Here is a 25916-nt window from a genome sequence, read left to right as displayed (position 1 = left end):
GGTGTTTTTCAACTTTCCTTTCCGACCGTCGAAGTTTTAACCAAGCCCTCTTGGAGGCCTTGGTGGCTCAGCGCTTTCTGTTTCGCTTTGCCCCGTCGACAGGGAGCGCATTATAGGGCCGGATTCGGCGGCGGCAAGGGGTATTTTCAGAAATTTGGTTCAACTGGACACTTCGCCGCCAGCTCGCGCATTTGGCATACGATTTGGCGAAAATTAAAGCCACTTTTCCATGCAGCGAAACCCTTGCTGCTGTAAAAACGCCCACACTTGAGGGTCTGGTGTCTGACCGGTGTAGTAATAGGAGGCATCAAATTTCTCTGATCCCGTTCCCACATCACCTAAAAGCTGGCTGACCCGCCGAGCGATTGCCGCTCCGGAATCGACCAGCCTGACCCTGGGCCCGAGCACTTGAGCGATCTCGTCTCTTAATAGAGGGAAGTGGGTACAACCCAGAACCACAACGTCGGCTTGCTGCTGAATAAAGGGAGCGAGTATGGGTTCCAACTCCGATCGAGAGACCGCCTTGCCCGCTAGCTTCTGTTCCGCCAGCCAAACCAATTCACTGCTGCCGACCCGGACCAATTCACAATCCGCTGCGAACTGGGCAACCAATTCATCGGTATAGGCACGCTTAACGGTACCCGGTGTCGCCAGCAGGCCTATCACTTTGCTGTAGCTCATGGCAGCGGCCGGTTTAATGGCTGGCACCACCCCGACTACCGGGCAATGGATTGCGGCACGCAAAGGTTCAAGCACCAGAGTGCTGGCGCTGTTGCAAGCGATCACCACCAGATCCACCGGTTCCGCTTCTATCTGCTGTTGGATGAGCGCTACGCATCCATCAATCAAAGCTTGTGGACTCAGTTCGCCATAGGGGAAGCGGGCACTGTCGGCCAGGTAGCGATAACGGTGGTTCGGCAACGCCTGCCGAACATGCTGGTAGATAGTGAGGCCGCCCAGGCCAGAATCGAAGATCAGGATCGCGCCCATGAGTCTTTCGCAATAACAGTTAGAATCAGAAGAAGGTTACGGTGCGGATCCTACTGGGTTCCTCTCCTCTTGTCCCGGTTCACGACACGTTTATCGAGGCGCAGTACCCCGTTCCCGGCGGCAGTACTGGACTTGCGCCGTCGGGTGGTTAGAATTTGCCCCCTTTGAAGTTGCCCAGTGGAGACCCTGATGGATCTGGCTGCCCTTGATCCCCGCCAATACCAATCACAGCTCGATGCAAAATGCGATCGTATGCGTGAACTGTTCGCGCCCTTTAATGCTCCCGAACTGGAGGTGTTTGCCTCTGAGCCTGAGCACTATCGCATGCGTGCCGAGTTCCGGGTCTGGCACGATGGTGACGACCTGAACTACATCATGTTTGATCAGACTCAGCAGGCTAAGATTGAGGTCACCCAATACCTGCCCGCCAGCGCTCTGATCAACGAGTACATGCCAAAGCTGATTGAGGCATTGAAACCGGATCCGGTGCTGCGCCGTAAGCTGTTCCAGGTGGACTTCCTTTCCACTTTGAGTGGGGAGTTGGTGATCAGCCTGCTTTACCATCGCCAGTTGGACGACGCCTGGTGCGATGCCATTCGGGAACTGCGTGCCCGGTGGGACAATAAAGTGCACTTTATCGGTCGTGCCCGGAAGCAGAAGGTCTGCCTTGAGCAGGACCACGTAGACGAAGTGCTTCATGTCTTCGGTCGCCCCTACCACTACCGGCAAATCGAGAACTCCTTCACTCAGCCCAATGGCAAGGTGGCGGAGAAGATGCTCGAGTGGGCTGTGGACGTCACCCGTAACAGTGATGGGGACCTGCTGGAACTCTATTGCGGCAACGGCAACTTCTCCCTGGCGCTGGCTCAGAACTTTGAGCGAGTTCTGGCGACCGAGTTGGCCAAGCCCTCTGTTGAAGCCGCCCAGTACAACATCGCCAGAAACAACATCGACAATGTCACCATTCTGCGAATGTCTGCAGAGGACTTTACCGATGCCATCAACGGCGTAAGGGAGTTCCGTCGCCTCAAAGGGATCGATCTTTCCGACTACCGCTGCAACACCATCTTTGTCGATCCGCCGCGTGCCGGTCTGGACCCGGCAACAGAGAAGATGGTGCAGGGCTACGAGCGTATCCTCTACATCTCCTGCAACCCTGACACTCTGCTGGAGAACCTGAAAACGCTCAGTCAGACCCACAAGCTGACTCGACTGGCGCTGTTCGACCAGTTCCCCTACACCCACCATATGGAAGCGGGTGTGCTGCTGGAGCGCATCAGCTAAAAAAGAAGGCCGCATTAAGCGGCCTTCTTTTTTTATCCACGCCGTCCTTAACGGAACAGCGGCACAGTGATACAGCGAATATCGAACACCCGCCTGAGGTAACAGAGGTATTCACGAGCAAGAATCGCCAGCCCTCTGTAGTAATGAGTGGTCGCAAACTCTTCAACCCGTTCCAGGCAACGGTCCGCCCAGGGCAGCAGGTGGTCCGCCAGCAAACTCTTACATACGGCAGTGGTCTCTGTACTGTCCGGTTGCTCAGCCAGCTTGCCCAATAAAAAAGATAAAACCGCAAACTGGGTGCCAATGTGATCCAAAGGTTCATTGGTTTTTTGGGTAATCTGGATGCCCTTTACCCGCAGGAAATCTGAGAAAGCCAGGGTGGATTCGCCATTTACCGAGGGGGGCGCTTCCAGATAGACCGATCCCCATGGCGCAGCCAAGGGTTCCCCAGGGCCGAGGAACAGGCGGCCATGGTCCAGCTTCAAGGCTTCGATTTGGGTATCACTGCCCTTCCACTCTTTAAGATATGTCCCTAGTAACTTCAATCCTTGCTCCAGCCGTCGACCATTACAGCCAATTTCAGGCCACTCAACAGCCAACTGACTCTGTTGCAGGTGGTTAACGACGCTGCGCTCAGGCCCACTTATCAAAGTGGCTTGAAAGAGATGAGCCACAGCCCTCACCACCTTAAGCTCCGCTTTTTTCACCGTCATAGTGCCACCTGCTGATCAAACTCAACCCACGTTAGCAACTCGAGGCGTTCTCTGGCTTTTACCACTCAAGTGGCTGCTAGGTAAGAGAAGGGAGATAGTTCAAATCTGCCGCTGGTGGTGAGATTGATATACAGATTTCGAGTGAACAGATTTCGTTAGCACAGAGGCTGACGGAACGCTTTTATGACTTAGTGAAGCGTGTGCTTAAGCTTTCACTCTCTAATACATCCAAACAGTAAGGCCCGATGAACTGCATGCCGGGCCAGTCCTGCAAAGTTCTGAAGCAGCACGGGGTAGGTTACAGCGACGCGCCGCCCTTGATGATCATCCGCAGCTGAAGTACCAGCCGCTCTGCCAGCACCTTGCGCTTTTTCGGCGTCATATCCATCGCCTCGGCCCCGGCGCTGAACACCAGAATCACCATCGCCTCGGCCTGAGCGTGGGCCACTTCCGTCGCCAGATCGGTGGTGGCCTGCAGATACTCAATCAGCTCCGCAATAAAGTGCTCGATTTCGCGCTGCACGGCAGAACGAAACGCCGCTGAGGTGCCGGAACGCTCCCGCAACAACAAGCGGAAGATGTTGGGATTGCTATCGATAAACTCGAGGAAGGTTTCAATGGAGACACGCACAATGCTGCCCCCTTCGGCAGCACGTTGGCGCCCTTTACGCATCAGCTGGCGCAGGGTCAGGCCGCCCTCGTCCACCATGGTCAGGCCCAACTCTTCCATATCCTTGAAGTGGCGGTAGAAAGAGGTAGGGGCGATACCCGCCTCTCGGGCCACTTCACGCAGACTCAAACTGGAGAAACTGCGCTCGGCACTGAGTTGGTTGAACGCCGCGTCCACCAGGGCTCGACGTGTCTTCTCTTTCTGCTGGGCTCGGATCCCCATGATTCTTATCCCAATTCGGCAAAACAGGCAGATAGTAACCCTTTCCACCCGTTTTCGCATCCTGACCCTGCAGGCGCTTGCATTTTCTTCAGTTGTGACGAAAATGGCTAACAGTTGTAAGCCAAAATAGAACAATACCCATGTCTGATAGCAAGCCTCGTCTTATCCTGGTCAACACGCTGCTGTTTGTGCTGACTTTCCTCGGTGCTGCCGTTCTGGTGCCCCTTTACGGGTTCTCTCAGGGTTACCAGACCGAAGCCCTTTGGGTCGCCTTTCTGTTCTGGGCCTGGAGCGGCCTGTCCATCACTGCGGGTTATCATCGCCTCTGGTCCCACAAAGCCTACAGCGCCCACCCGGTGGTACAGTGGCTGCTGGCCATTGGTGGCGCCATGGCGCTGCAGAACTCCATCCTGCACTGGAGCTCCGATCACCGCCGCCATCACAAGCATGTGGATGACAATGACCGCGATCCCTACTCGGCGGGGCGTGGCTTCTGGTTCAGCCATATCGGCTGGATGCTGAGGGAGTACCAGCAGGTCACCCCGGATCTCTACAACAATGTTCGCGACCTGCAGAAAAACCCCATCGTGATGAACCAGCACAACCACTATGGTAAGTGGGTTCTGGCCACCAACGTCGGCCTGCCAGCGCTGATTGGCTGGATGACCGGTGACGTGTTGGGCATGTTGCTGCTGGCTGGCGTGCTGCGTTTGGTGCTGGTGCATCATGGCACCTTCTTCATCAACTCCCTGGCTCACATCTGGGGCACCCAACCCTTCAGCGACAAGCACAGCTCACGGGACAACGGCGTGCTGGCGCTGCTGACCTTCGGCGAGGGCTACCACAACTTCCACCACACCTTTGAGTACGACTACCGTAACGGCATCCGTTGGTGGCACTTCGACCCCACCAAATGGCTGATCCGGGCGTTGGCGAAAATGGGGCTGGCCAAGGATCTCCGAAAAGTGCCAGCAGACCGCATCGAATCCGCCCGTCTGGCGATGCAACTCAAGTCCAGCCAACGGTTGTTAGCTGAACACCACAGCGCAAGCGAGTGGCTGACCAAACTTGAGGAGGAGTACGACCGTCTTTTGGCCGAGCTGCAGCGCTATTACGCCGAAAAGCAGCGTCAATTGGCGCTCCATAAACACGAACTGGACCGCAGCGCTCGCGCTCAACTGGCGGAGTTGCGTCAGACCTTTGAGCACCAGAAGCGTCAGTGGCAGACGTTTCGAGCCCAACTGCACGCTCAGGTAGCGTAACGTCCTATGACGTCCCTCTCGCCTGCGGTACCGCCCTCTATGGAGGAGTGGCGTGCCGCAGGCCTGACCTTCCACTGGCAACATCACGCCCTGTTCTATCGATTCCACCCCAACCCGGGAAAACCTACCCTGCTGCTGATCCACGGCTTTCCCTCCGCCAGCTGGGATTGGTGGGCACTCTGGCCAACGCTGTCGAGCCACTACCAGTTGCTTACCGTTGATATGCTGGGTTTTGGCCTGAGTGATAAACCCCACCCCTATATCTACCGCATTGCCGATCAAGCTCAGATGATTCTGGATCTGCTGTCCCATCTGGCGATCCCGCAAGCGGCGATCCTGGCTCACGATTATGGAGACACCGTCGCTCAGGAACTGATGGCCCGGGAGCAGGAGGGCAGCACAGAGATCACCTGGCTGTCGGTGACCCTGCTGAACGGCGGACTGTTTCCCGAAGCCCATCAACCCCTGCGCATTCAGCGCCTGATGGCGGGGCCGTTAGGACCTCTGCTTGCCCGGTTATTGGGTCGAGGTCGCTTTCAGGCCAGCCTCAAGCGGATATGGGGGAAGACCCCACCAGACCAGATGGAACTCGATACTCTTTGGCAACTGCTGCGCTACCATCAGGGCCAACGGGTTATTCCGTCGCTGATTCAGTACATGGCTGAGCGTGTTACCCACCGCTCCCGCTGGGTTGGGGCCCTGCAACACGCCGCTCAACCACTGACTTTGATCGATGGCTTGGCAGACCCCATATCGGGCCAGCAACTGGTAGACCGTTTCCGTCAGCTCTGCCCCCATGGCCAGGTGGCAGAACTGCCCGGTGTTGGCCACTATCCCCAATTGGAAGCGCCATCGGCGGTTCTGTCCGCAATGCAGATTCCCAGCGCCCAAACGATGGCAGAGTAGTGTGCCTCCGAAAAGGAGAGTCGCTTTTGGATAAGCCACAAAAAAGGCGCCTGATGGCGCCTTTTTTTATGGATTAGCTTCATTTGGAACGGCCAAAGTCCACGTCAACCCAGACCATCCGTTCGTGAGAGCTGAGGCTCGGGTCCTGCTCACCACTGTCCTGATAGAGCCATTCGAAACCGGCCTCACCCAGCGCCGGCCAGAACACGCCACTGGCGGAGATGTGCAGATCCTTATGGGGCAGCACATAGCTGAAACGCATACCACTCAGGCTGGTCCACACCTGCGGGTGAATATGGCTAGAGCCCACGCTCATCTTGTACTCTTCAGCGCCAAAACTGGTAGGGGTCAGGCTGTCGGTATTGAATCGACCGTTGGAACCCAACAGATAGCTGTCGGACAGTACCTTGCGGATGGCACTGCTGTTGATCTCGTAAGTATCCGCCCAAGGCGTGCTGACGGTGAGGCGGAACGGATCCTCATCGTTGTTAAGGTTACCCATCAACACAAAAGGCCGACCCAGGTTTACCCCACCACGGCGTCCCTTGTCGTCAACCAGGTAATCGCCGTCTTTACGATCACTGATGTAATCAGCAATAAAGTCGAGTTGAGCCCCGTTACGCTGCTGCAACCAGTTAGACCGTAACGCATCCGCTCCAGGCTGCTGGTTGGCCAGCTGGGTCAGCAGCAGGCTGATCTGGCGGCCATCAGGCAGACGCATGGCGATGTCGACAAAGTTGGTATCCATCACGCTCAATGCCTGCCAGGCCTGCTCGTCCATCTCGTTGCCATTATCCAGGGGCGGCTTAGCGGTTCCCGTCACGTCGCTCCATTTGAACTGACGGAAGGTGCGGGCCTGCTCGTTATCCAGCGCATACTTGGAAAGCAGCACAAAGCTGTTCTGGCCATGGAAATGACCGTAGCCCTGAGCATCGTCCGGCAATGCCAGTTTGCCATCGCCATTCACATCGAAAGGAACGAATTGGCCAGAGTTGGTCGAAGCTACATAGCGGTAGGGGAAGCTCAGGCCCTTCAGATCAGAGGCCTGGGCTTTGGCCAGATAGTTCTGTTGAAATTGCTCAACGGCGGTCTCATCCGCCACACCACCTTCGGTCACACTGGTGGAGAAGCCGGTCAGGAGCAGCACATCGGGCTGAGATTCCTGATAGGTCTGTTGCAGGATGGCAGCCAGGTTGGCCAGGCGGGGGTCCTGGTCGTCGCCGGTTTGCTCCAGCAGAGTGAAGTACCCCCGGCTGTCGTCATACGCCATATCAACATGAAAAGTGGCAAAACGGACAGTGCCGGTGAAATTCTTGGTAGAGCTGGAGTCGCTGCATGCGCTCAGCATCAGTGCACACAGGGCAAGGCCCAAGGTTTTGAACTGCATGGGTTCTCCGTACTGCAGAGGCGGAAGTCATTGGCATCACAATCTATCTCCACCGGCTGACGGGCTCAAGGCAAGGGACGGATTTGTGATGACTTTCCGCTCAAATTTGTGGTCAGGATCCAGAGCTCGCCGCCATGAGGTATCATGCCTCCTTCTCTGTTGTTAAGAATGTGCCCATGAGTCAGATAAAACTCACCGAATACAGCCACGGTGCCGGATGCGGCTGTAAGATCAGCCCCAAGGTGCTAGATACCATTCTGGCCAGCCAGCTGCCGACCTTCACTGACCCCCGTCTGGTAGTGGGCAACGCCTCCCGGGATGATGCAGCAGTGTACGCGCTGGATGAGCACACCGGCATCATCAGCACCACCGACTTTTTTATGCCGATCGTCGACGATCCCTTCACCTTCGGCCGGATCGCCGCCACCAACGCGATCAGCGACATCTACGCCATGGGCGGTACGCCGATGATGGCGATCGCGATCCTGGGGTGGCCCGTGAATCTGCTGGCCCCGGAGATTGCCCAGCAGGTGGTGGACGGTGGCCGCGCGGCCTGTCGCGATGCCGGCATTCTGCTGGCTGGAGGGCACAGCATCGACGCCCCTGAACCGATTTTCGGCCTGGCGGTAACCGGACAGGTGCCGCTGGAGCGCCTGAAGCGAAACGATACCGCGCGGGCGGGCGATAAGCTTTACCTGACCAAGCCGCTGGGGATCGGCATCCTGACCACAGCCCAGAAGCAGAAGAAGTTGGCGGAGGAGGATGGCAACATCGCCATCGAGGCCATGTGCCAGTTGAACACCATCGCCACTGCGCTGGCCCGCATTCACGGAGTCAATGCGCTGACCGACGTCACCGGCTTTGGCCTGGCAGGACACCTTATCGAGGTGTGCCAGGGTGCCAGCCTGAGCGCACGCATCCAGTTTGATGCCCTACCGCGTCTGGACAAGGTATCCCACTACCTGGCTCAGGGTTGTGTGCCCGGCGGCACCGGCCGCAACTTTGACAGCTACGGTCAACACATCGGTGCGCTGACCGAAGAGCAACGGGCACTGCTGTGCGACCCCCAAACTTCTGGCGGTCTGCTGGTGGCGGTCAATCCTGAGTCCGAAGCGGACGTGGTGGCGTGCCTGAAGGCGGCGGGTCTCCCTCACCAGTGCATTGGTGAACTCTTTGCCCCCGCCAACGGCCCCCTGGTGGAAGTGCTATGAGCGAAGTGATCCCCCAGAGCGAGTACCGTCGGTTGTTGTTGAGCGACCGACCGCTGATCGATCTTCGCGCTCCGGTGGAGTTCGCTAAAGGCGCGTTTCCCGCCGCACGAAACCTGCCGCTGATGACCGACAGCGAGCGGGAAGCGGTTGGTACCCGCTACAAAGAGCAGGGGCAGGAAGCGGCCATTGCTCTGGGTCACCAATTGGTTCACGGGCCAATCAAACAAGCCCGAATCGACGCCTGGCTTGAGCAGGTCACCCAATACCCCGACACGCTGCTTTACTGCTTCCGTGGCGGGTTGCGCTCGCAGCTCAGCCAACGCTGGCTTGCGGAAGCTGGGGTGATGCGGCCCTACATCGAGGGTGGCTACAAGGGGATGCGCGGCTACCTTATCGGGGAGACTGACCGGGTAATGGAACAGGGAGATCTGGTGATTCTGGGCGGCATGACCGGATGCGGCAAAACCGACTTCCTGAATGCGCGGGCCGACAGCGTCGACCTTGAAGGCATTGCCAATCATCGTGGCTCCAGCTTTGGTCGACGCATCGAAGGACAACCCAGCCAGATCGACTTCGAAAACCAGTTGGCGATCGCCCTGATGCGTCACCAGGAAGCGGGGCACCGCCAGCTGCTGCTGGAGGATGAGAGTCGTCTGATCGGACGAGAGTCGATCCCGCTGCCCCTGTTTGAATCGATGACCCAGGCTCCGCGGGTGATGCTGGAGGTGGACAACGATGCCCGCATCGCGCAAATCACCAAAGACTATGTCACCATCATGGCGCAGGATTACCTGGCGTTGGATCCGGAAACCGGGTTCGCCCAGTTTGAAGCCTATCTGCTCGGCAGTCTGGATCGGATCCGTCGACGTTTGGGTGGCGCTCTGCACCAGGATCTCCGTGATCGCATGTGCCAGGCTCTGGCAGAACAACAGCGCAGCGGAGAGGTTGAGTCACACCGGGGCTGGATCAGCATGATGCTGACCCACTACTACGACCCGATGTACCGCTACCAGTTGGAGAAACAGACCGCGCCGGTGCTGTTCCAGGGTCCGCCTCAAGCGGTGCACCAGTTCCTCGATGAGCGGGGAGCCTGAGATCAAAAAAGGCGGGGTTCTCCCCGCCTTTTCTTATTCCGGCAAATAGCACTCCGGCCCGGGAGGCAGGATCTCTGGCCAGGGCAATTTCTGGCTTCCCAGCACCATGTAGTTGGGGTTTTCCAGGCTTTCACGCTGGTTGTAGCTCAGGGGCTGATAGCAGGTATCCACGATCTTACCGCCCGCTTCCTCCACAATGCACTGCGAGGCACCGGTATCCCACTCACCGGTAGGACCCAGGCGGAGGTAACAGTCCGCTTTACCCTCCGCCACCATGCAGGACTTCAGCGAAGCGCTGCCAAAAGGCAGCAGCAGGTATTCACGCTTCTCATCCAGACGGGACATCACCGCTTCCCGTCGCTGACGTCGGCTGACCGCGATCTTAAGCGCGTCCTCCGGGCCCACATCACGGCTGTGGATCGGTATACTCAGACCCTCTTCCCGCTTGAAGGCACCCTGCCCTTTGGCGCCGTAATAGCAGATGTCGCTCATCGGCGCGTAGATCACACCCAGCACCGGTTGGTGATCGCGAACCAGTGCAATGTTGACGGCAAACTCACCGCTGCCGGCAATAAACTCCTGGGTGCCGTCCAGAGGATCGATCAACCAGTACTCGGCCCAGCTTTGCCGGGTCGACAAGGGGATCTCAGCGTCCTCCTCGGAGAGGATCGGGGTGTCTGGTGTCAGGTGTTTAAGCGCAGCGACGATGGACTCATGGGCCGCCAGGTCCGCCGAGGTGACCGGCGTATTATCGGATTTCGTCAGAGCCTGATATTGCCCAGCCTCATAGATGGAACGGATCTGCAGTCCCGCATCACGGGCAATGGTGATGACGGGTTCCAACAGAGTATGGAGGGGAGTCACGACAGTACCACCTTAAAAATGCGCAGACTCAGTCATAGACCAAGTTTCAACTGCTTCAACGCCAAAAACAAGGCACTGATTGAGCGAGATTCGGAAAAATCGTTCTGAGATAGAAGCTTATCCACTTCGTAAATCGACCAGGGCACCAGCTCCAATGGCTCCGGCTCATCCCCAGTCAGGCGGCTGGGATAGAGCTCCCGGGCCAGCAGAATCTCCATCCGGCTGGCAAAATAGCCCGGTGCCAGCGACACCTGCATCAGGTGGGTCAGATCCCGCGCGGCGTAGCCAATCTCCTCCTGCAACTCCCTGTTGGCGGCATCCATCATCGCCTCACCCGGGTCGATCAGCCCTTTGGGGAATCCCAGTTCATAGCTGTGGGTACCGGCAGCATACTCCCGAACCAACAGCATGGTTTCCGGGTCCAGCATCGGCACCACCATCACCGCCCCGCGGTTGGCCCCCTTCATGCGCTCATATTGGCGCTGAGCGCCGTTGGAGAAGCGAAGATCCAGTTGTTCTACCGTGAACAGTCGACTTTGAGCGACGACCCGGGCATCCAGAATTTCCGGTTTGACCGACTTACTCATTCCATCCTCACAGCCCCGGAATGGGGCCGTTGTAGTTGATGGGGTACGCCCCATCCGCGTTGGGCTGACCCAGGAACGACAGGGCCTGACGCAGATCCTGCGGCTGGCTGTCGGTGGGTTTGATCTGGGCGGTAACCTGAACCTGGTTATCCGCCAGCAGCAGTGCTTCGCCCTGCACCCCAACGCTGTTCTCTGCCTCATCCATAGACAGCTTCAGGTTGCCCTGATCACAGCTCAGGGTACCAGCCAGGTTACCCAGCGGGTATTGACCAAACTGATTACGAACATCCAGTGCATCCACCAGTACCCGACCACTGAGACGGTCACACCAAGGCGTTCCCTGGGCACTGTCGTTCAGGCTCAAAGTGGCATTTCCGGCCAGCTGGGTGCGGAAGGGCAAACGGGTGTTGCCCAGCAACCAGGGCAATGGCGCGGAGAAGCGCAGGTTGTCCACCTCCAGGCCACTGAGGCCATAACTGAGGGTTCCCTGCCCCTTGGCCACACCACCATTCAGGCGGAAGCTGAGTCCTGCCTGTCCGGTCAGCAACTGACTCGGGTGCAGTTCCCAGCTGAGTTGTTCCAATTGACGGCCGGCGACGCTGACCTGGTCCGCCTGTCCTTTCCAAATGGTGCCACTCAGACCAGCCGCACTCACGCCCTGAGGCAAAGGGGCCAACTGCCACACCAAAGCTGCCGGTACGTTGACCAACAAAAACAACAGATACAAGCTCACCCCAATCAGGGTGTATTTCAGAACGCGCACGGCCCCTCCGTTATGGTTGCGACAACTGCAGGCGTCGCACCTGAATCAATCCCGGGTCATTGGCGGCGGTGATATCCAGCGCCTCAACATTGACCCCATTCTGCTGCTGCAGCTCCGCCAGCCACGCCATCAGCTTCTCAAACTGGGTGTCCTCCAGCCACAACTGCAGGTTATCGCCCTGCGGTTGCATACGGGCAATGGTCAGCCCTGCACTGGCCGCAGTACGACTGACGATTTGACTCAGGTTACCACCTCCGGGGCGGTTGCTGCTGCCACGCTGCAGGCTGACATAGCGGCTGGCGTTCTCCTTAATCTGGCTCAGATTCATCCGCTCCGCCTGTACCGCTCGCTCCGCTTGATCCAGACCGTTACTGATGGGCGCCCAGATCAGCCAGTAAAACAGGCCGATCACCAAAACCGGGGCCAGAAGGGTCAGCAAACGCTGCTCCTGATCGGTTCGGTCACTCCACCACTGTTGGGCTTGCTGCCAATATTTGTTCATCCCTTGGCCCTCAGAGTCATGACGCCACTGACACCATCCGCGTCATTATTGATTGCGCCGGACTCCACATTGAAACGGCCACTGGCGAGCTCCTTAAATCGCTCGAACTGGGCAAAGTCCTTACCCACCAGCTGCAGGCGGATCTCAGAGCGATTGCCATCGAAGCGAATACCGGTAGGACGCACGTCGGGCAATTGAGCAAAGGCCGTTTCCAACCCGGCCATCATCGGCATCAGCTGACCACTGCCACCGCCGCCACCCAGTGCACGAACTTTGGCTTCCAGCTGACCGCGGGGGTTGGGCACACGCCGCTCCTGCGGGAACAGCTGACGGTAGATCCGCTCACCCTCGGCGCGCAGCGCGGTGCGCTCCTGCTCCAGCTGATACCAGGACACCCCACGGTGAGCCAGCACCAACACCAGCAGAACGGCGGCCGCGATGGCGACCTTGGACCAGACGGTGACCAGCTTCGACAGCTCCTTGGCTGGCGCATAGGGGCCGGTCAGCAGGTTAACCGGGGTGCGGACATAACCCTGGGCGAGCGCCTGCATCGGCAGCTCCAACGTCTGCTCCGCTGCCTCAATCCCTTCCGGAAGCGCCAACGGCGTGAACAGCGCCCAGGGGCGCCCCTCTCCCTTCAGGGACTCGGCCATCATCTCCAGCCAGTCGGACTCCAGCACCATGCCGCTGCCCTCACCGGTACGCAGCAGCAACTGCTGCTCCAGCTGCAGTAGCGACAGTTCAGTTTCGGGCACCAGGGCCAGAGCCAACACATCCGGAACGATCTTCTTCACCGGCAGCCCGGCTTCACTGAGCCAGCCAAGCCAGGTCTGAAGCTGAGAATGTGCCACCACCACCACGGTCAGTTGCTCGTCATGCCGGGGGCCGGTAACAAAGTGGAGTTTCTCCACATCTTCCGACAGCTCGTCCTCAAGCATAAAGGGCAGTGCCTTAACCGCCTGGCGCTGAGCCTTTGCAGGCAGGGTCACTTCCGTCAGGGTCAGGGCACTGCTGTCTACCAGCACCTCGACCGGGCGTCCTCCCGCCCGCTCCGACAAGCTAGCCAGGCCCTCTGCACCGGACAGCACACCGGAACTGATCACCGTTTGCTGCTCTTCGGACCAGGTGATCCAGGGGATCGGTTGTTGTGCCTGGGCACCCAGGCGGATCACCAATCTTTCGCTCACTGTTGGCCTCCATACTGGCGGGTCAGAACGGTCAGTCCATCGCCCCCGCCCCGTCGCATAATGCTTTCCAATCGAAACACCGCGTTTTCCACTTTAGCGGCTCCGCGGAGCCGGAAATACTTGCTGTCCACCACCAGGGTGGATTTGGTCTGAGCCTCTACCTGCACTCTCTGCATGGTCGGCTCATCCCAAAACTTCTGAATATCTTCCCATCCGTCTGCAGGACGGGCCTGAAGCACACTCTCCGCCTCACTGAGGCTCAGTTTGCCCTCCAGCATGCCAACCAGAATTGCGGCGCGCTCCACCGGTAGGGTGTTCACGTTCAACTGTTGGCTGTCTTCTCCGGGTATGGCACAGATGTAACCCCGCAACGCCCGGTACAGATTCTGGTTTACCCCCAGGACGGCTCGCAGTTCACTGTGGTGAGCCATCAACTGGTTGGGGGTCAGGTAGGGCACCGGCCGCGATTGATACTCGGCATCTTCGGCGCCAAATGTGCCGTCCTGACGATCGTCGGCATCGGTAAAGTCCCGTACCCGATCCGCCACCATTTCAGCGTAATAGTTATCTATCTCCAATGCCTCCAGCATGGCCATAAACTGTCGGCCCGCCAAGGGTTTTTGATAAGGATCCTTGTTCTGCTCCTCCTGCGTCAGCTCCCGGCTCAACGCATTGAGATTGAAGCAGGTGCGCATGTCATCAATGGTGCCGGAAATCTGACCGTGCTCCACCGGATACACCACGTTTGCAGTCGCCCAGTACTGCTGGAGGTGGATGGTGCCGTCGCTGTCTTCAAAATCCTGCTTCAGCACCCGCTTGGCCAGCGCTTCACTGGAGCGCGCATACCAATAAGCCTGATCAAAATTCGCCAGATTGGTGGTCCGGCGCACCGACATCTGGCTGCGTTGGGTCATTCCCGCTGCCAAAGTGGTGATCACCGCCAGCACCAGCAGAACGGTCAGCAGGGCCATGCCCGATTGGGAGCGTCGCATCACTCGGGCTCCTCCTCACCAGCGGCACCGCTTCCACTTCCCTGAGTGCCTGTGCCATTACCAGAGCCATTGCCTGTGCCATCATCGGAGCCATTGCCCGAGCCGTTACCGGAGCCATTGTCAGGCTCCTCTTCACTTGGACCGCCATAGCCATCTGGCAGCAGGAAGCGCCGCTCGATGATCCCCATATCCAGGGTTTCCATCTCGACCGCCACCGCCTTAGGGAACGTGCTGCCATCCACTTTGGTCTGCCACTTATCTTCGATGTAGAAGGAGAATTTGAGGCTGATGACCCCTTCAAGCAGATTCAGCACCTGAGCCTCTTCGCCCTGCACCGGGTCGGGGTAGAGGGTATAGAGCCTTTGCAGCGTTTCATCCTGGATCCGGTAAACCACCTGCTGAACCGAACCCCGCGGCAAACGCCCCTCAGGATTCAGCCAACCCAACCGGTAAAATCGCATCCCTTCGCTGGCCGACTCGTACAGGCTTTCCGCCGCTTCAAACAACGCCTGGCTGTTCTCCGTCGCCGTACTGCGAGAGGTGCGGGGGATCATCTGGCCAAAGTCCCGCTCCATCAGATTCATCGCTAGTTGCAGCGCTTTCAGGTCATCCTGAGCACCCTGGCTGACGCCATCCACCTTAGTGACCTGCTGCAAAATGGTGGCGGACGCCACTCCGATCACCGCGAAGATGGCGATCGCCAGCAGCATCTCAAGCAGGGTAAAGCCCTGCGCCCGCTCAGTCCGGCTTCGCCACATAGGTTTCCACCTGGGCAAGCGTGCCCTCAAAGCGATCATCCAGACTGACCGACACCCGGATCAGCCGCAGGTTTTCATCTGACGCCTTGATCACCTGCTGGCGCCAGTACCACTGTCTGTCCGCCATTTCAGTGCGACCATTTCGGGTTCCCAGGTCGGGAAAGGCACTCTCCAGTTGGGCATCCACCAGGCGGTTATTCGCCACGTAGCCTGCCAAAGTCCGCTCCCGCAAAATGGGGATGGAGGAAAGTTGAATATTGGCGGTGTTGATCACCGCAATGGCGGCGGTGGCAAAAACGGTCATCGCCACCAGCACTTCAAGCAGAGTAAAACCGCGCGACCGTCTTATTGCCACGGGTCCTCCTCCAGCTCGGCCAGCCAGCTGATTCGTCCCAACGGATCGCCCACCATCTCCATCTCGATGTCAGGCTGTCCGGGCACATCGGAAAACAGCAGCAGAGTAAATCCGGTCATCTCGCCGGACGGCAACAGCAGCAACTGAGGTTCGGGGTTTGCCCGTTTCTCCTCTTCGCTGAGCTCAAACAGGGATTGATCGAGGCCAAACTCCGACTCGGTGTCTTCGTCCTCCTGGATCAGAGGCATCCCCTCCAGTTCCAGTGACGCCTCTACCGATTCAGGCCACTTCCGATCCCGGTACAGTCGGTCTCCCCCTGCCAGGGACTCCCATTTTTCGGTATCCAGGTTCCAGCGGACGAAGTAGTAGTGGGTGTCCTCCATCACGATCCCCAGCTGTTCGCCAGAGAGTGTGGATTCCTCCAGAGCCATGCCAACCACGACCCGAAACTCATTACCCGCTTTCTCCATCGCCTCCTGACGGGGATCGCCGCCCAGCACCAGGGTGACGGACATCGCAGCGAGCCCCATCACCACCAGCACCAGAAGGATCTCCAACAAGGTAAAGCCCCGCTGACGCGAGGCTTGATAGCAGGAGGCGGCCATGGCCATTACTGGAAGTCGCCCAGGTTGTAGTTACAGATGTCGTCTTCAGTGCCCAGTTGCATGTCCGGACCGGCAGAGCAGAGATCGTAGCGGCCACGTTCGCCCGGGCTCACCAGGGAGTACGCGTTACCCCAAGGATCGGTAGGAAGACGCTGGATGTAACCGCCTTCCTGGTAGTTGCGCGGCTCCGGCCCGGAGTTGGGGCGGGTTACCAGCGCTTCCAGACCCTGGTCAGTCGTGGGGAAGCGGTTATTGTGGATGTAGTACATGCCCAGAGCGCTCTCCAGACCGGAGATGTCGGTCACGGCTTTCTGGACGTTGGCAGTATCGCGGGAACCAATCAGGTTGGGTGCCACGATGGAGGCTAGGATCCCGATGATCACCAGCACCACCATAACTTCCAGCAGGGTAAAGCCACGCTGAGCGGTCCGGCTAGGGGTACGACGTTTCATTCTTAGTTTGCCTCTTATGAGTTAAATCATCTGGTTCATCGCCAGCATCGGCTGGAGAATGGAAATTACGATAAAGAGCACAATGCCGGCCATCACCACCACGATAAGCGGTTGCAGTACAGCCAATGCCACGCTCACCTGGGCTTCAAACTCCCGATCCTGGTTGTCCGCCGCACGAGCCAGCATGTCATCCAGCTCGCCGGACTTCTCACCCGAGGCGATCATGTGCAGCATCATGGGGGGGAACAGCTTGGTTTGCTGCAGAGAGGCCCGCAGCGAAGCCCCCTCACGCACCTTACCGGTCGCTTCGGACACGGCGTTTTTGACCTTCAGGTTCAGCAGCACATCGGAGGCGATCTTCATCGCTTCCAACATCGGCACACCGGAGGAGGACAAGGTGCTCAGAGTTCGGGCAAAACGCGCGGTGTTGAGTCCTCGGGAAACTTTCCCCACAACCGGCAGCTTCAGCAGGGTTTCATGCCAGCGCAATTTCAGCTTCGGACTGCGCAATGCCTGCTTGAATCCAATAAAGAACAGGGCAATCGCCAACAGGATATAGACCCCGTATTGCTGCAGAAAATCCGAAATGTCGATCAGAAACTGGGTGGTGGCAGGCAGGCTCTGTCCGAGGTGCTCGAACTGTGACACCACATCGGGCACAACGGAGGTCAGCAGGAACACCACCACGGAGATCGCCACGATGGTCAGAATAATGGGGTAAACCAGAGCCTGGGTCAGCTTGGTGTTCAGCTCCTGACGTCGCTCGGTGTAATCCGCCAGACGCTCCAGCACCACCTCCAGATGACCCGACTTCTCGCCGGACGCCACCATCGCCACGTACAGCTCGTCGAACACCTGGGGGTACTCCGCCATCGACTCCGCCAGGCCATAGCCCTCGACCACCTTGGCGCGCACCGCCATCAGCATGCTTTTCAGACGGGGTTGTTCACTCTGTTCCGCGACCGCCTTGATGCACTCCTCAAGGGGAAGACCACCGGCCACCAGCGTGGCCAGCTGCCGGGTGATCAGCGCCAGCGCTGTGGCACCGATCTTGGGTTTAAACAGGGTAAAGCTGCTGCGGCTTTCTCTGCTGCGCTGCTCCTTCTGAGCGGCCGGAGTCACCTCCAACGGCATCATCTGTTTTTCACGCAGCTGAGCCCGGGCCTGACGGGCGGTGTCCGCCTCGATGATCCCTTTGACCTGACGGCCCCGGCTGTCCAGGGCCTGATATTCGAACGCCGCCATGGCTTACTCCTCCCGAGTCACCCGCAGCACTTCCTCCAAGGTGGTCATCCCGGCGAGGACTTTTCCACATCCATCCTGACGGATGGAAGGCGTGGTCTGGCGTACGTGTTTTTCGATGGCCAGTTCGCCCCGGCCACCATGGATCAGTTCGCGAATGGTGTCGTCCACCACCAGCAGCTCATGGATGCCTGTCCGGCCCTTATAGCCACTGAAGTTACAGTGTTCACACCCCTTCGCCTTGAAGATGGTCGGCTGCTCGCCATGGCCCAGTTCCAGCAGCGTCCGCTCTCGGGCATTCGGCTGGTAAGGGGTCTTACACTCAGGGCAGAGGGTCCGCACCAGTCGCTGAGCAAGAACACCAAGCAGCGAGGAGGAGATGAGGAAAGGTTCGATCCCCATATCCTGCAAACGGGTGATGGCACCGGAAGCGGTGTTGGTGTGCAATGTGGAGAGTACCAGGTGACCGGTCAAAGAGGCCTGAACGGCAATCTGGCCGGTTTCCAGGTCCCGGATCTCACCCACCATCACCACATCAGGATCCTGACGCAGAATGGCGCGCAACCCCCGGGCGAAGGTCATGTCCACCTTGGTGTTCACCTGAGTCTGACCAATCCCCTCCAGCTCGTATTCGATCGGGTCTTCCACCGTCAGGATATTGCGATCCCGGCTGTTGATCTCGGTCAGACCGGCATACAGCGTGGTGGATTTACCGGAACCGGTGGGACCGGTCACTAGCAGGATGCCGTGAGGACGGCGGATCAGGCTGTTGAACTGGCCCCGGATCCCCTCTGCCATCCCCAGCTGTTCGAGGTTCAGCACCGACTGGTTCTTATCCAGCAGACGCATCACCACCCGCTCACCGCGGGAACTGGGCATGGTGGACACCCGCACATCCACGGCTCGGCCGCCGATGCGCAGAGAGATACGGCCATCCTGGGGCACCCGCTTCTCGGCGATGTCCAGTTTGGCCATCACCTTGATACGGGAAACCAGCAGCGGCGCGATCTTGCGCTGCTGCTTGAGCACTTCCTGAAGAACGCCGTCGATGCGGAAGCGCACCACCAGCTCCTTCTCATAGGTCTCGACATGGATATCGGACGCGCCCAGCTTGATGGATTCAGACAGCAGGGCGTTGATCAGCCGAATGATGGGCGCATCGTCGTCCGCATCCAGCAGGTCTTCGGTTTCCGGCAGTTCATCCGCCAGAGACGCGAGATCGTCGTCCTTCCCAATGTCCTCCATCAGCTGCTGCGCCTCTGAGGAGTCCTGCTGGTAGAGTTCGGTCAGCTTGAGGTCAAAGGCGTTGCTCTCGACCCCGTTAAGGGTCACCGGCTTGCCCGCCAGACGGCGCGCTTCCAGCAGTGCTTTGGGGCGGGCGCTGGGGCTGTACCACAGCACCAGAGCCTCATCCTCAGGCACCAGCATCACGCCATGACGACGGGCAAAGGCAAAGGGCAGCCTGGGCAGACGTCCCGGGGGAGCCGCCTCGGCCATATCAGCCACTTCAGGCAGTTCAGCCAGGGTTTCCTGGCGCTCCGCCTCAGTCATCCTGCTTCTCCTCGACCGGCGTTTCGGTCGCCGTTTCGCCCTTGGCCGAGCCATCGAGCGCCTTCTGCATCCACTCGTTCTGATCGCGGATCGGCGTAGCCATCGATTCACCGCTCTGGTGGCGCATCAGGATGTCGTGGATCTCGGGGCTCATGCCATCCGGCACCACCCACTCTTCCAGAATCGGCACGTCGGTATTGGGCATCAGATTGATGCCACGTTCCGCCTGCTCCAGCTGTCGGGCACGGAAATAGTTGTACTTACGACCCGCAATGCCCGACATGCTCGGGCCATCCCGAATGATGGTGGGCTTGATGAAGATCATCAGGTTACGTTTGGTTTTCTTGGAGCTGGTGGAGCTGAACAGGTGACCAATCACCGGGATATCACCCAGAATCGGCACCTTGGACACGCTCTCCTGCACATCTTCGTTGAGCAGGCCGCCCAGCACCACGGTCTCACCGGAATCCGCCAGAACGGTGGTGGTCAGGGTACGCTTACCGAAGGTCACGTCCACGGCAGTACGGCCATTGACGTTGGAGACCTCCTGTTCAATCTCCAGCTGTACCGCGTTGCCTTCATTGATCTGCGGAGTCACCTTCAGCTTGATCCCCACCTCTTTCCGCTCAACGGTGGTAAAGGGGTTATCGTTGTTGGAGCCGGAGGTGGAACCGGTGATCACCGGCACTTCATCACCCACGATAAAGCTGGCTTCCTGGTTATCCAGGGTGGTGATGGAGGGGGTGGCCAGGACGTTGGAGTTGGAATCCGCTGCCACCGCCTGAATCAGGGCACCGAAGTCACCCATCGCCACACCCCAGGCCATGCCGTTAACCTTGGACAGGGCTGCCGCCAGGGTGGTGATGTCACCATCCTGATCAGGGTTCTGGGTACAGGTGCCATTGTCGGAACACACAATGGTACCGGGCACATCCCGGGCATCCCAGATCCCTGCACCCACTTCACCAATGGTGGTGCCGAAGGTGTTGTACTGGATCAGGCCGCCATCGGCTGAGGCCCACTGGACACCAAAGCCCACTTCATCCCCCTCGGCGATCTCAACAATGATCGCTTCCACCAGCACCTGGGCACGGCGGATATCGAGTTGACGGATCACGCTTTCCAGAGTTTGGATCTGGTCTGGCTGAGCGTTGATCACCAGAGCATTGGAATCCGCATGCGCCATGATGGTGATTTCGTTGCTGCGACGGCGCTGAGTCTGGGCACCCGCCTCTTCCGTTTGCAGGCTTTCCGCAAAACCAGAGAGCACCTCCTGCAGGTCTTCCGCCTTGGCGTACTTGAGGTAGACCACCTTGGTGTTGCCGGAGTTCTTCATCTCCTGGTCCAGCTCACGAACCAAGGCTGCCGCCCGCTCACGGGCGCGCTCGTCGCCGGAGATCACCACGGAGTTGGTGCGCTCATCCGCCACTACCTTGGGGATGGAGCCGGTGCCGGTACTGGCCTGCTGACCGGTACCCCGATAGAGCGCGTCGATGATGCGTACCATCTCACCCGCAGAGGCGTAGGCCAGACGAACCACTTCCACCTTGGTGTCGCCCTGCAGATCAACCCGCTTCACGATCTCAACCAGCTTGTTCACCACCGCTGCGCGGCCGGTGATCATCAGCACGTTGGAGGGGTCGTAGTTCACCACGTTACCGCCACCAGCGTTGTTGTTGAGCTGGCGCAGCAGCGGGGCCAACTGCTTGGCCTCGACGTTGTAGAGCGGCACGATGCGGGTGACCATCTCATCCCCATCACCGGGATACTGGTCATCCGCGACGCGAATATTGGAATCCTTGGCGTCCTTGTCCTTCACCACCTTGATGATGTTGGTGCCAGGCATCTCCACCACGGCGTAACCGTAGACCTGGAGCACACTCAGAAAGAACTGGTAATACTGTTCTTCGCTGAGAAGATCGTAACTGCGGACGTTGATTTTGCCCCGCACTGTGGGGTCAACGATGATGGTGCGATTCAGGTTTTTCCCAACGATGTTGATGAATTCCTGAATGTCCGTGCCTTTGAAGTTGGCCGCGTACTGCGCATCCGCAGCCAGGGCTCCGCCCCCAATGGCGGCCATGCCAGCCAGCAGGCCAGCGGCAATGCTATTGCGCACCCAGGGCAGTCGACGCTGCATGTTGGTCATTGTGCTTCCTTCGCCTTGATTCTTTTATTGCGTGGGCAGAGCGAACAGGACTTCGGTCAACTGCCCCTCTCGTTCTACCATCAGGGATACTTCTTCGAGCTCAGCCAATTGGGAAAGAATCTGCATCGATTCTCCCATGTTGGTGAGATCATAGCCGTTCATAGAGACTGCGAGATCATTAGGTTGCAAACCTGACTGCATGAAAACCTCACGGTTCTTGCCCGGGTTCAACCGATAGCCACGGAGACCACCGGTTTCCTGGTCCCGTACCGGAGAGATCGACAGGTAGTCCTGAAGCTTTCCGGGATCATTCAGCATCGCTTCACGGGCCTCTTCCAGAGCCTGAGCAGTCTCAGCGTCGTCCCGCATGTCCACCTCAGCCTGAGGTTGCTCACGGAGGCGCTGGGTTTCTGAGGACATCTCTCGGGTGTACTCGACCCCATCCAACATCAGGGTTTCATACCGGCCCTGATTCAGAATGATGGCGCGATCCGCATACACTTCGTGAAGGCTGGCACTGGTGCCCTTGATCTTATCGCCAATGCCGTACGTTTCTTGACTGCCGCCGCTTTCAATAATCGCAATACCGCGCTCCTCAACACTGCTGGCGACCAGGCCGGTCAGCAGAATGCGCAGAGTGGTTTTGGGAGCATCGGTGATCAGGTCACGCTGAACCGGCTCTGCCGGTTTGGCGGATTCAGCGCTCTTATCCGGTGTACCGAACAGAGAGAGGGAGATGAGGCCGTCCAGAGAGGCGGACGACGAGGCGCCACTCTGGGCAGCGGGAGTAGGACGCCAGGCCGGGGCGGTTTGCTCAGGCAGAGGCACCAGTTGCCAGGTGATCAGCGCCGCCAGATACAAAGCGTAGAGCGCCAGACCCAGAGTAAGAGCCTTAGCCAGTGCCGCCTGGGGCACCTTTGCCAGCATTCGCTGGATCGCGATTGAGTAGTCCATGCGTTCGGAAACTGTGTCCACACGCCGACGGTCACTCGTCGGTCATGTCCAATAAATGTGCTTGTATCATGCTAACTTACGCCTCACCCCCCAACAAGCCAAGGAGAGGCAATACTGGGGAAATGGCACAAAACCGGCGATTATGCTAGCTTGTCCGCCCCTTTTTTGGGGCACCCAAGAAGACTCGGTTCCTTAAGCGTAGGGGGATTTTGTGTCAAAACCATCATTAAATGAGTCCATTACTGGAGTTCGTCTCGATAAATGGCTCTGGGCTGCACGCTTTTACAAGACGCGAAGCCTGGCGACGGAGATGATCAACGGCGGAAAAGTGCAGGTTAATGGCCAGCGCTGTAAGCCGGGCAGGAAGATTGAGGTCGGCGCCACCCTGACGCTTTGGCAAGGGCACGACGAAAAGGAGTTGGTGGTTAAGGGTTTATCAGAGAAACGACTGAGCGCCCCGTTGGCACAAGCCCTGTACGAAGAGACCGAGGACAGTATTGCCCGCCGCATTGAGCGGGCTGAGCAACGTCGCCTGATGGCTGACGCCGACCCCCGAGCCAGCCGGCCGGACAAGAAGCAGCGCCGAGCCCTGCTTCGCTTTAAAAACCAGGATGAGTAAGACGATGACTGACAAGCTGTATCGCTACCTGTTCGATCAGGCCGATGTCCGCGGCGAACTGGTGCAACTGAATGAAAGCTACCAACAGATGCTGAGCGGCCATGAGTACCCGGCCCCGGTTCAGCGTTTGCTGGGCGAGATGCTGGCAGCAACCTCCCTGCTGACCGCCATCCTGAAATTCGAAGGGGAGATTGCCGTACAGATCCAGGGCGAAGGCCCGCTGCGTCTGGTAGTGATCAATGGGACTCACAACCAGTCCCTGCGTGGTGTCGCCCGTTTTGAGGGCGAGGTCCCTGATGGGGATCTGCAACAGATGGTGGGCAAAGGCCATCTGGTGATCACCATCACCCCGAAAGAGGGTGAGCGCTACCAGGGTGTTGTTGCCCTGACCGAACCGACCCTGGCCGCCTGTCTGGAGCAATACTTTGCCCAGTCCGAGCAGCTGCGCACCCGCCTGTGGCTTCACGCCAATGGTGAGCATGCCGCAGGCATGCTGCTGCAGGAGATGCCAGCGAGCAATGTCCAGGCGGATGTGGAGTTTGAGCATCTGGAAAGCCTGACCGACACCATTAAAGCGGAAGAGCTGTTTGGTCTGGAGGCAGAGGAGGTACTGCATCGCCTCTACCACCAGGAGTCCGTTCAGGTGTTTGAACCCTCCGACGTTGAGTTCCGCTGCGGTTGCTCCCATGAGCGCAGCCTGGCGGCCCTCTCTACCATCGACCACGCCGAACTGAACGCCATCATCGAAGAGCAGGGTGAGATCGCCATGCACTGCGACTACTGTGGCGCCCAGTACCGTTTCGATGCGGTGGACATCGGCGCGCTGACTCAGGGTGGCAGCGACACCTCCCAAACTCAGCACTGATCCCGGGTACTTATCCCGGAGAACACAAAAAGCAGGGTCACGCCCTGCTTTTTTTACACCCGATATAATGTGATAGCCATCACGCTGGTCGCACCAACTGCCACACTGAGATACACTTTCTGGCCAATTAAGAGGCGATCGGAATCGCCCGAATTACTCACTAAATGGACCGAGGAGTTATCTATGTCAGTGATCTGGCAAAACCTCTCCAGCGCTGAGCTGGTTGAGGCCGCCCTGGCGCGCAAGGAAGGCAGCCTTGCGGACAATGGCGCATTAGTCGTGGAAACCGGACATCGTACCGGCCGCTCCCCCAAGGACCGCTTTATTGTTCAGGAGCCCTCCACCGCCGCCGATATCGAATGGGGCAACGTAAACCGTCCCTTTGATGCGGCCCAGTTTGATGCGCTCTGGCAGAGGGTGGAAGCGCACCTGGATGGTCAGGATCACTTCCTCTCCGAACTGGAAGTGGGCGCCGATGACGATCACTACCAACCCCTCTCAGTTCGTACCGAGACCGCCTGGCATCAACTCTTTGCCCGCAACCTGTTTATCGTTCCCGAGCAGTTCAACCGGGCCAACAAACCGGTATGGCAGATCCTGAACGTCCCCAGTTTTCAATGTGACCCTGAGCGGGACGGCACCCACTCCGACGGCACCGTGATCATCAACTTTGCTCAGCGCAAAGTGCTGCTGGCAGGGATGCGTTACGCCGGCGAGATGAAAAAATCGATGTTCTCTGTTCAGAACTTCCTGCTGCCGGCCAAAGGCGTACTGCCGATGCACTGCTCCGCCAACGTGGGTGAAGCTGGCGACACCACACTGTTCTTCGGTCTCTCCGGCACTGGGAAAACCACCCTTTCTGCCGATCCCAAACGCTTCCTGATTGGCGACGATGAGCACGGCTGGGCGCCCGGTGGCGTTTTCAATATTGAGGGCGGTTGCTATGCCAAGTGCATCGACCTGTCTCAGAAAAACGAGCCGGTGATCTGGGATGCCATCCGCTTTGGCAGCGTTCTGGAGAACGTGGTGCTCAATGGCCTGCGTACGCCGGATTACACCGACAGCAGCAAGACCCAGAACAGTCGTGCCGCCTATCCGCTGGAGCACATCGCTCAGCGCGTGGAGATCAATCGTGGCGCCGAGCCCAGTGCTGTGGTGTTCCTGACCTGCGATGTATCCGGTGTGCTGCCTCCGGTCGCCAAGCTGTCCAAAGAGGCTGCCGCATACCACTTCCTGTCCGGCTACACCGCCAAAGTCGGCTCCACTGAGATCGGCTCCAGCGCCGCCATCGAGTCCACCTTCTCCACCTGCTTTGGTGCCCCCTTCTTCCCCCGCCCGGCGGGCGTATACGCCGAGTTGCTGATGGAGCGCATTGAACAGTTCGGCAGCCAGGTTTACCTGGTCAACACCGGCTGGACTGGCGGCCCCTACGGTGAAGGGCAGCGCTTCGACATCCCCACCACCCGGGCCATCGTTGACGCCATTGTCTCCGGCGCACTGGCGGAAGTGGAAACAGAAGCCCTGCCGATTCTGAACCTCTCTGTACCCAAGGCGATCCCCGGTGTCGACCCGGCACTGCTGAATCCGAAGCAGACCTGGACAGACGCGGACAAATACGATCAGTTCGCACGTCAACTTGCCGCTGAGTTCCAACAGAACTTCGCCAAGTACGACGTTTCCGATGCGATCGTTGCCGCAGGTCCCAAGCTGTAATCCCACCGGATAAGCAGCA

General features: G+C 58.7%; 26 protein-coding genes. 8 read left to right on the top strand and 18 right to left on the bottom strand.

Features of this window, described 5'->3' with window-relative positions:
* Positions 1-213: 213 nt before the first annotated feature.
* Positions 214-990, bottom strand: coding sequence for a glutamate racemase (gene murI / locus KUV52_RS18755; protein ID WP_222527475.1), 777 nt, complete (start codon positions 988-990; stop codon positions 214-216).
* 189 nt (positions 991-1179) lie between these two features.
* On the opposite strand from murI, the gene trmA reads away from it, so the two are divergent.
* The gene (gene trmA, locus KUV52_RS18750; protein ID WP_222527474.1) at positions 1180-2274 is read left to right on the top strand and encodes a tRNA (uridine(54)-C5)-methyltransferase TrmA; all 1095 of its coding nucleotides are present in this window, start codon (positions 1180-1182) and stop codon (positions 2272-2274) included.
* Positions 2275-2321: 47 nt separating this feature from the next.
* Here the strand turns inward: trmA and KUV52_RS18745 are convergent, their stop codons facing one another.
* Entirely contained in the window at positions 2322-2987 is a 666-nt protein-coding gene (locus tag KUV52_RS18745) for a molecular chaperone (protein ID WP_222527473.1), read from the bottom strand.
* A 298-nt stretch (positions 2988-3285) separates the two neighbouring features.
* Positions 3286-3879, bottom strand: a complete 594-nt coding sequence (fabR, locus tag KUV52_RS18740; protein WP_222527472.1) for an HTH-type transcriptional repressor FabR — start codon at positions 3877-3879, stop codon at positions 3286-3288.
* A 140-nt stretch (positions 3880-4019) separates the two neighbouring features.
* On the opposite strand from fabR, the gene KUV52_RS18735 reads away from it, so the two are divergent.
* Together KUV52_RS18735 and KUV52_RS18730 are read left to right on the top strand one after the other, a co-directional pair.
* Complete coding sequence (locus tag KUV52_RS18735) at positions 4020-5141, top strand: fatty acid desaturase (protein ID WP_222527471.1); 1122 nt, start codon at positions 4020-4022, stop codon at positions 5139-5141.
* A 6-nt stretch (positions 5142-5147) separates the two neighbouring features.
* On the top strand, positions 5148-6047 hold the full coding sequence (locus KUV52_RS18730; RefSeq protein WP_222527470.1) for an alpha/beta fold hydrolase: 900 nt from the start codon (positions 5148-5150) through the stop codon (positions 6045-6047).
* A gap of 79 nt (positions 6048-6126) precedes the next feature.
* Here KUV52_RS18730 and KUV52_RS18725 read toward each other — a convergent pair whose 3' ends face one another.
* On the bottom strand, positions 6127-7434 hold the full coding sequence (locus KUV52_RS18725; protein WP_222527469.1) for an endonuclease/exonuclease/phosphatase family protein: 1308 nt from the start codon (positions 7432-7434) through the stop codon (positions 6127-6129).
* A 176-nt stretch (positions 7435-7610) separates the two neighbouring features.
* Here KUV52_RS18725 and selD point away from each other — a divergent pair, with 176 nt between their 5' ends.
* Both selD and mnmH read left to right on the top strand, forming a co-directional pair.
* Positions 7611-8645 (top strand): selenide, water dikinase SelD, encoded by a 1035-nt coding sequence (selD, locus tag KUV52_RS18720; RefSeq protein ID WP_222527468.1) that lies wholly within the window; start codon positions 7611-7613, stop codon positions 8643-8645.
* Positions 8642-9739: a tRNA 2-selenouridine(34) synthase MnmH gene (mnmH, locus tag KUV52_RS18715; RefSeq protein ID WP_222527467.1), complete on the top strand. Its 1098-nt coding sequence runs from the start codon at positions 8642-8644 to the stop codon at positions 9737-9739. The genes selD and mnmH overlap by 4 nt, the downstream gene beginning before the upstream one ends.
* Before the next feature lie 33 nt (positions 9740-9772).
* Here the strand turns inward: mnmH and cysQ are convergent, their stop codons facing one another.
* From cysQ to gspC, 14 genes are read right to left on the bottom strand one after another with little or no spacing between them, the layout of a single operon-like run.
* A complete protein-coding gene (gene cysQ / locus KUV52_RS18710; RefSeq protein ID WP_315900214.1) occupies positions 9773-10603 on the bottom strand; it encodes a 3'(2'),5'-bisphosphate nucleotidase CysQ in 831 nt (276 codons plus the stop codon).
* Between the two features lie 32 nt (positions 10604-10635).
* The gene (gene nudE / locus KUV52_RS18705; protein WP_222527466.1) at positions 10636-11190 is read right to left on the bottom strand and encodes an ADP compounds hydrolase NudE; all 555 of its coding nucleotides are present in this window, start codon (positions 11188-11190) and stop codon (positions 10636-10638) included.
* Positions 11191-11197: 7 nt separating this feature from the next.
* A complete protein-coding gene (locus KUV52_RS18700) occupies positions 11198-11953 on the bottom strand; it encodes a type II secretion system protein N (RefSeq protein ID WP_222527465.1) in 756 nt (251 codons plus the stop codon).
* 10 nt (positions 11954-11963) lie between these two features.
* On the bottom strand, positions 11964-12455 hold the full coding sequence (gene gspM, locus KUV52_RS18695; protein ID WP_222527464.1) for a type II secretion system protein GspM: 492 nt from the start codon (positions 12453-12455) through the stop codon (positions 11964-11966).
* Entirely contained in the window at positions 12452-13642 is a 1191-nt protein-coding gene (gene gspL / locus KUV52_RS18690; RefSeq protein ID WP_222527463.1) for a type II secretion system protein GspL, read from the bottom strand. The genes gspM and gspL overlap by 4 nt, the downstream gene beginning before the upstream one ends.
* Positions 13639-14634, bottom strand: a complete 996-nt coding sequence (gspK, locus tag KUV52_RS18685; protein WP_222527462.1) for a type II secretion system minor pseudopilin GspK — start codon at positions 14632-14634, stop codon at positions 13639-13641. The genes gspL and gspK overlap by 4 nt, the downstream gene beginning before the upstream one ends.
* The gene (gspJ, locus tag KUV52_RS18680; RefSeq protein ID WP_222527461.1) at positions 14634-15392 is read right to left on the bottom strand and encodes a type II secretion system minor pseudopilin GspJ; all 759 of its coding nucleotides are present in this window, start codon (positions 15390-15392) and stop codon (positions 14634-14636) included. The genes gspK and gspJ overlap by 1 nt, the downstream gene beginning before the upstream one ends.
* Complete coding sequence (gspI, locus tag KUV52_RS18675; RefSeq protein WP_315900215.1) at positions 15373-15747, bottom strand: type II secretion system minor pseudopilin GspI; 375 nt, start codon at positions 15745-15747, stop codon at positions 15373-15375. Before gspI ends, gspJ begins: the two co-directional genes overlap by 20 nt.
* Positions 15738-16358 (bottom strand): type II secretion system minor pseudopilin GspH, encoded by a 621-nt coding sequence (gene gspH / locus KUV52_RS18670; RefSeq protein ID WP_222527460.1) that lies wholly within the window; start codon positions 16356-16358, stop codon positions 15738-15740. The genes gspI and gspH overlap by 10 nt, the downstream gene beginning before the upstream one ends.
* Positions 16358-16804 (bottom strand): type II secretion system major pseudopilin GspG, encoded by a 447-nt coding sequence (gene gspG / locus KUV52_RS18665; RefSeq protein WP_222527459.1) that lies wholly within the window; start codon positions 16802-16804, stop codon positions 16358-16360. The genes gspH and gspG overlap by 1 nt, the downstream gene beginning before the upstream one ends.
* 21 nt (positions 16805-16825) lie before the next feature.
* Positions 16826-18049, bottom strand: coding sequence for a type II secretion system inner membrane protein GspF (gene gspF / locus KUV52_RS18660; protein ID WP_222527458.1), 1224 nt, complete (start codon positions 18047-18049; stop codon positions 16826-16828).
* Positions 18050-18052: 3 nt separating this feature from the next.
* The gene (gspE, locus tag KUV52_RS18655; RefSeq protein WP_315900216.1) at positions 18053-19543 is read right to left on the bottom strand and encodes a type II secretion system ATPase GspE; all 1491 of its coding nucleotides are present in this window, start codon (positions 19541-19543) and stop codon (positions 18053-18055) included.
* A gap of 46 nt (positions 19544-19589) precedes the next feature.
* A complete protein-coding gene (gene gspD, locus KUV52_RS18650; RefSeq protein ID WP_222527456.1) occupies positions 19590-21746 on the bottom strand; it encodes a type II secretion system secretin GspD in 2157 nt (718 codons plus the stop codon).
* A 24-nt stretch (positions 21747-21770) separates the two neighbouring features.
* The gene (gene gspC / locus KUV52_RS18645) at positions 21771-22700 is read right to left on the bottom strand and encodes a type II secretion system protein GspC (RefSeq protein WP_222527455.1); all 930 of its coding nucleotides are present in this window, start codon (positions 22698-22700) and stop codon (positions 21771-21773) included.
* 211 nt (positions 22701-22911) lie between these two features.
* On the opposite strand from gspC, the gene hslR reads away from it, so the two are divergent.
* The 3 genes from hslR to KUV52_RS18630 all read left to right on the top strand — a co-directional run bounded on the left by hslR (position 22912) and on the right by KUV52_RS18630 (position 25897).
* The gene (gene hslR, locus KUV52_RS18640; RefSeq protein WP_222527454.1) at positions 22912-23319 is read left to right on the top strand and encodes a ribosome-associated heat shock protein Hsp15; all 408 of its coding nucleotides are present in this window, start codon (positions 22912-22914) and stop codon (positions 23317-23319) included.
* A 4-nt stretch (positions 23320-23323) separates the two neighbouring features.
* On the top strand, positions 23324-24184 hold the full coding sequence (gene hslO, locus KUV52_RS18635) for an Hsp33 family molecular chaperone HslO (RefSeq protein ID WP_409996490.1): 861 nt from the start codon (positions 23324-23326) through the stop codon (positions 24182-24184).
* 126 nt (positions 24185-24310) lie between these two features.
* Entirely contained in the window at positions 24311-25897 is a 1587-nt protein-coding gene (locus KUV52_RS18630) for a phosphoenolpyruvate carboxykinase (RefSeq protein WP_315900217.1), read from the top strand.
* Positions 25898-25916 lie beyond the last annotated feature (19 nt).

It is taken from the genome of Ferrimonas balearica (genome assembly GCF_019802055.1).
GTDB lineage: Bacteria > Pseudomonadota > Gammaproteobacteria > Enterobacterales > Shewanellaceae > Ferrimonas > Ferrimonas balearica_A.
This window is presented reverse-complemented; position numbering and strand designations above follow the sequence as displayed.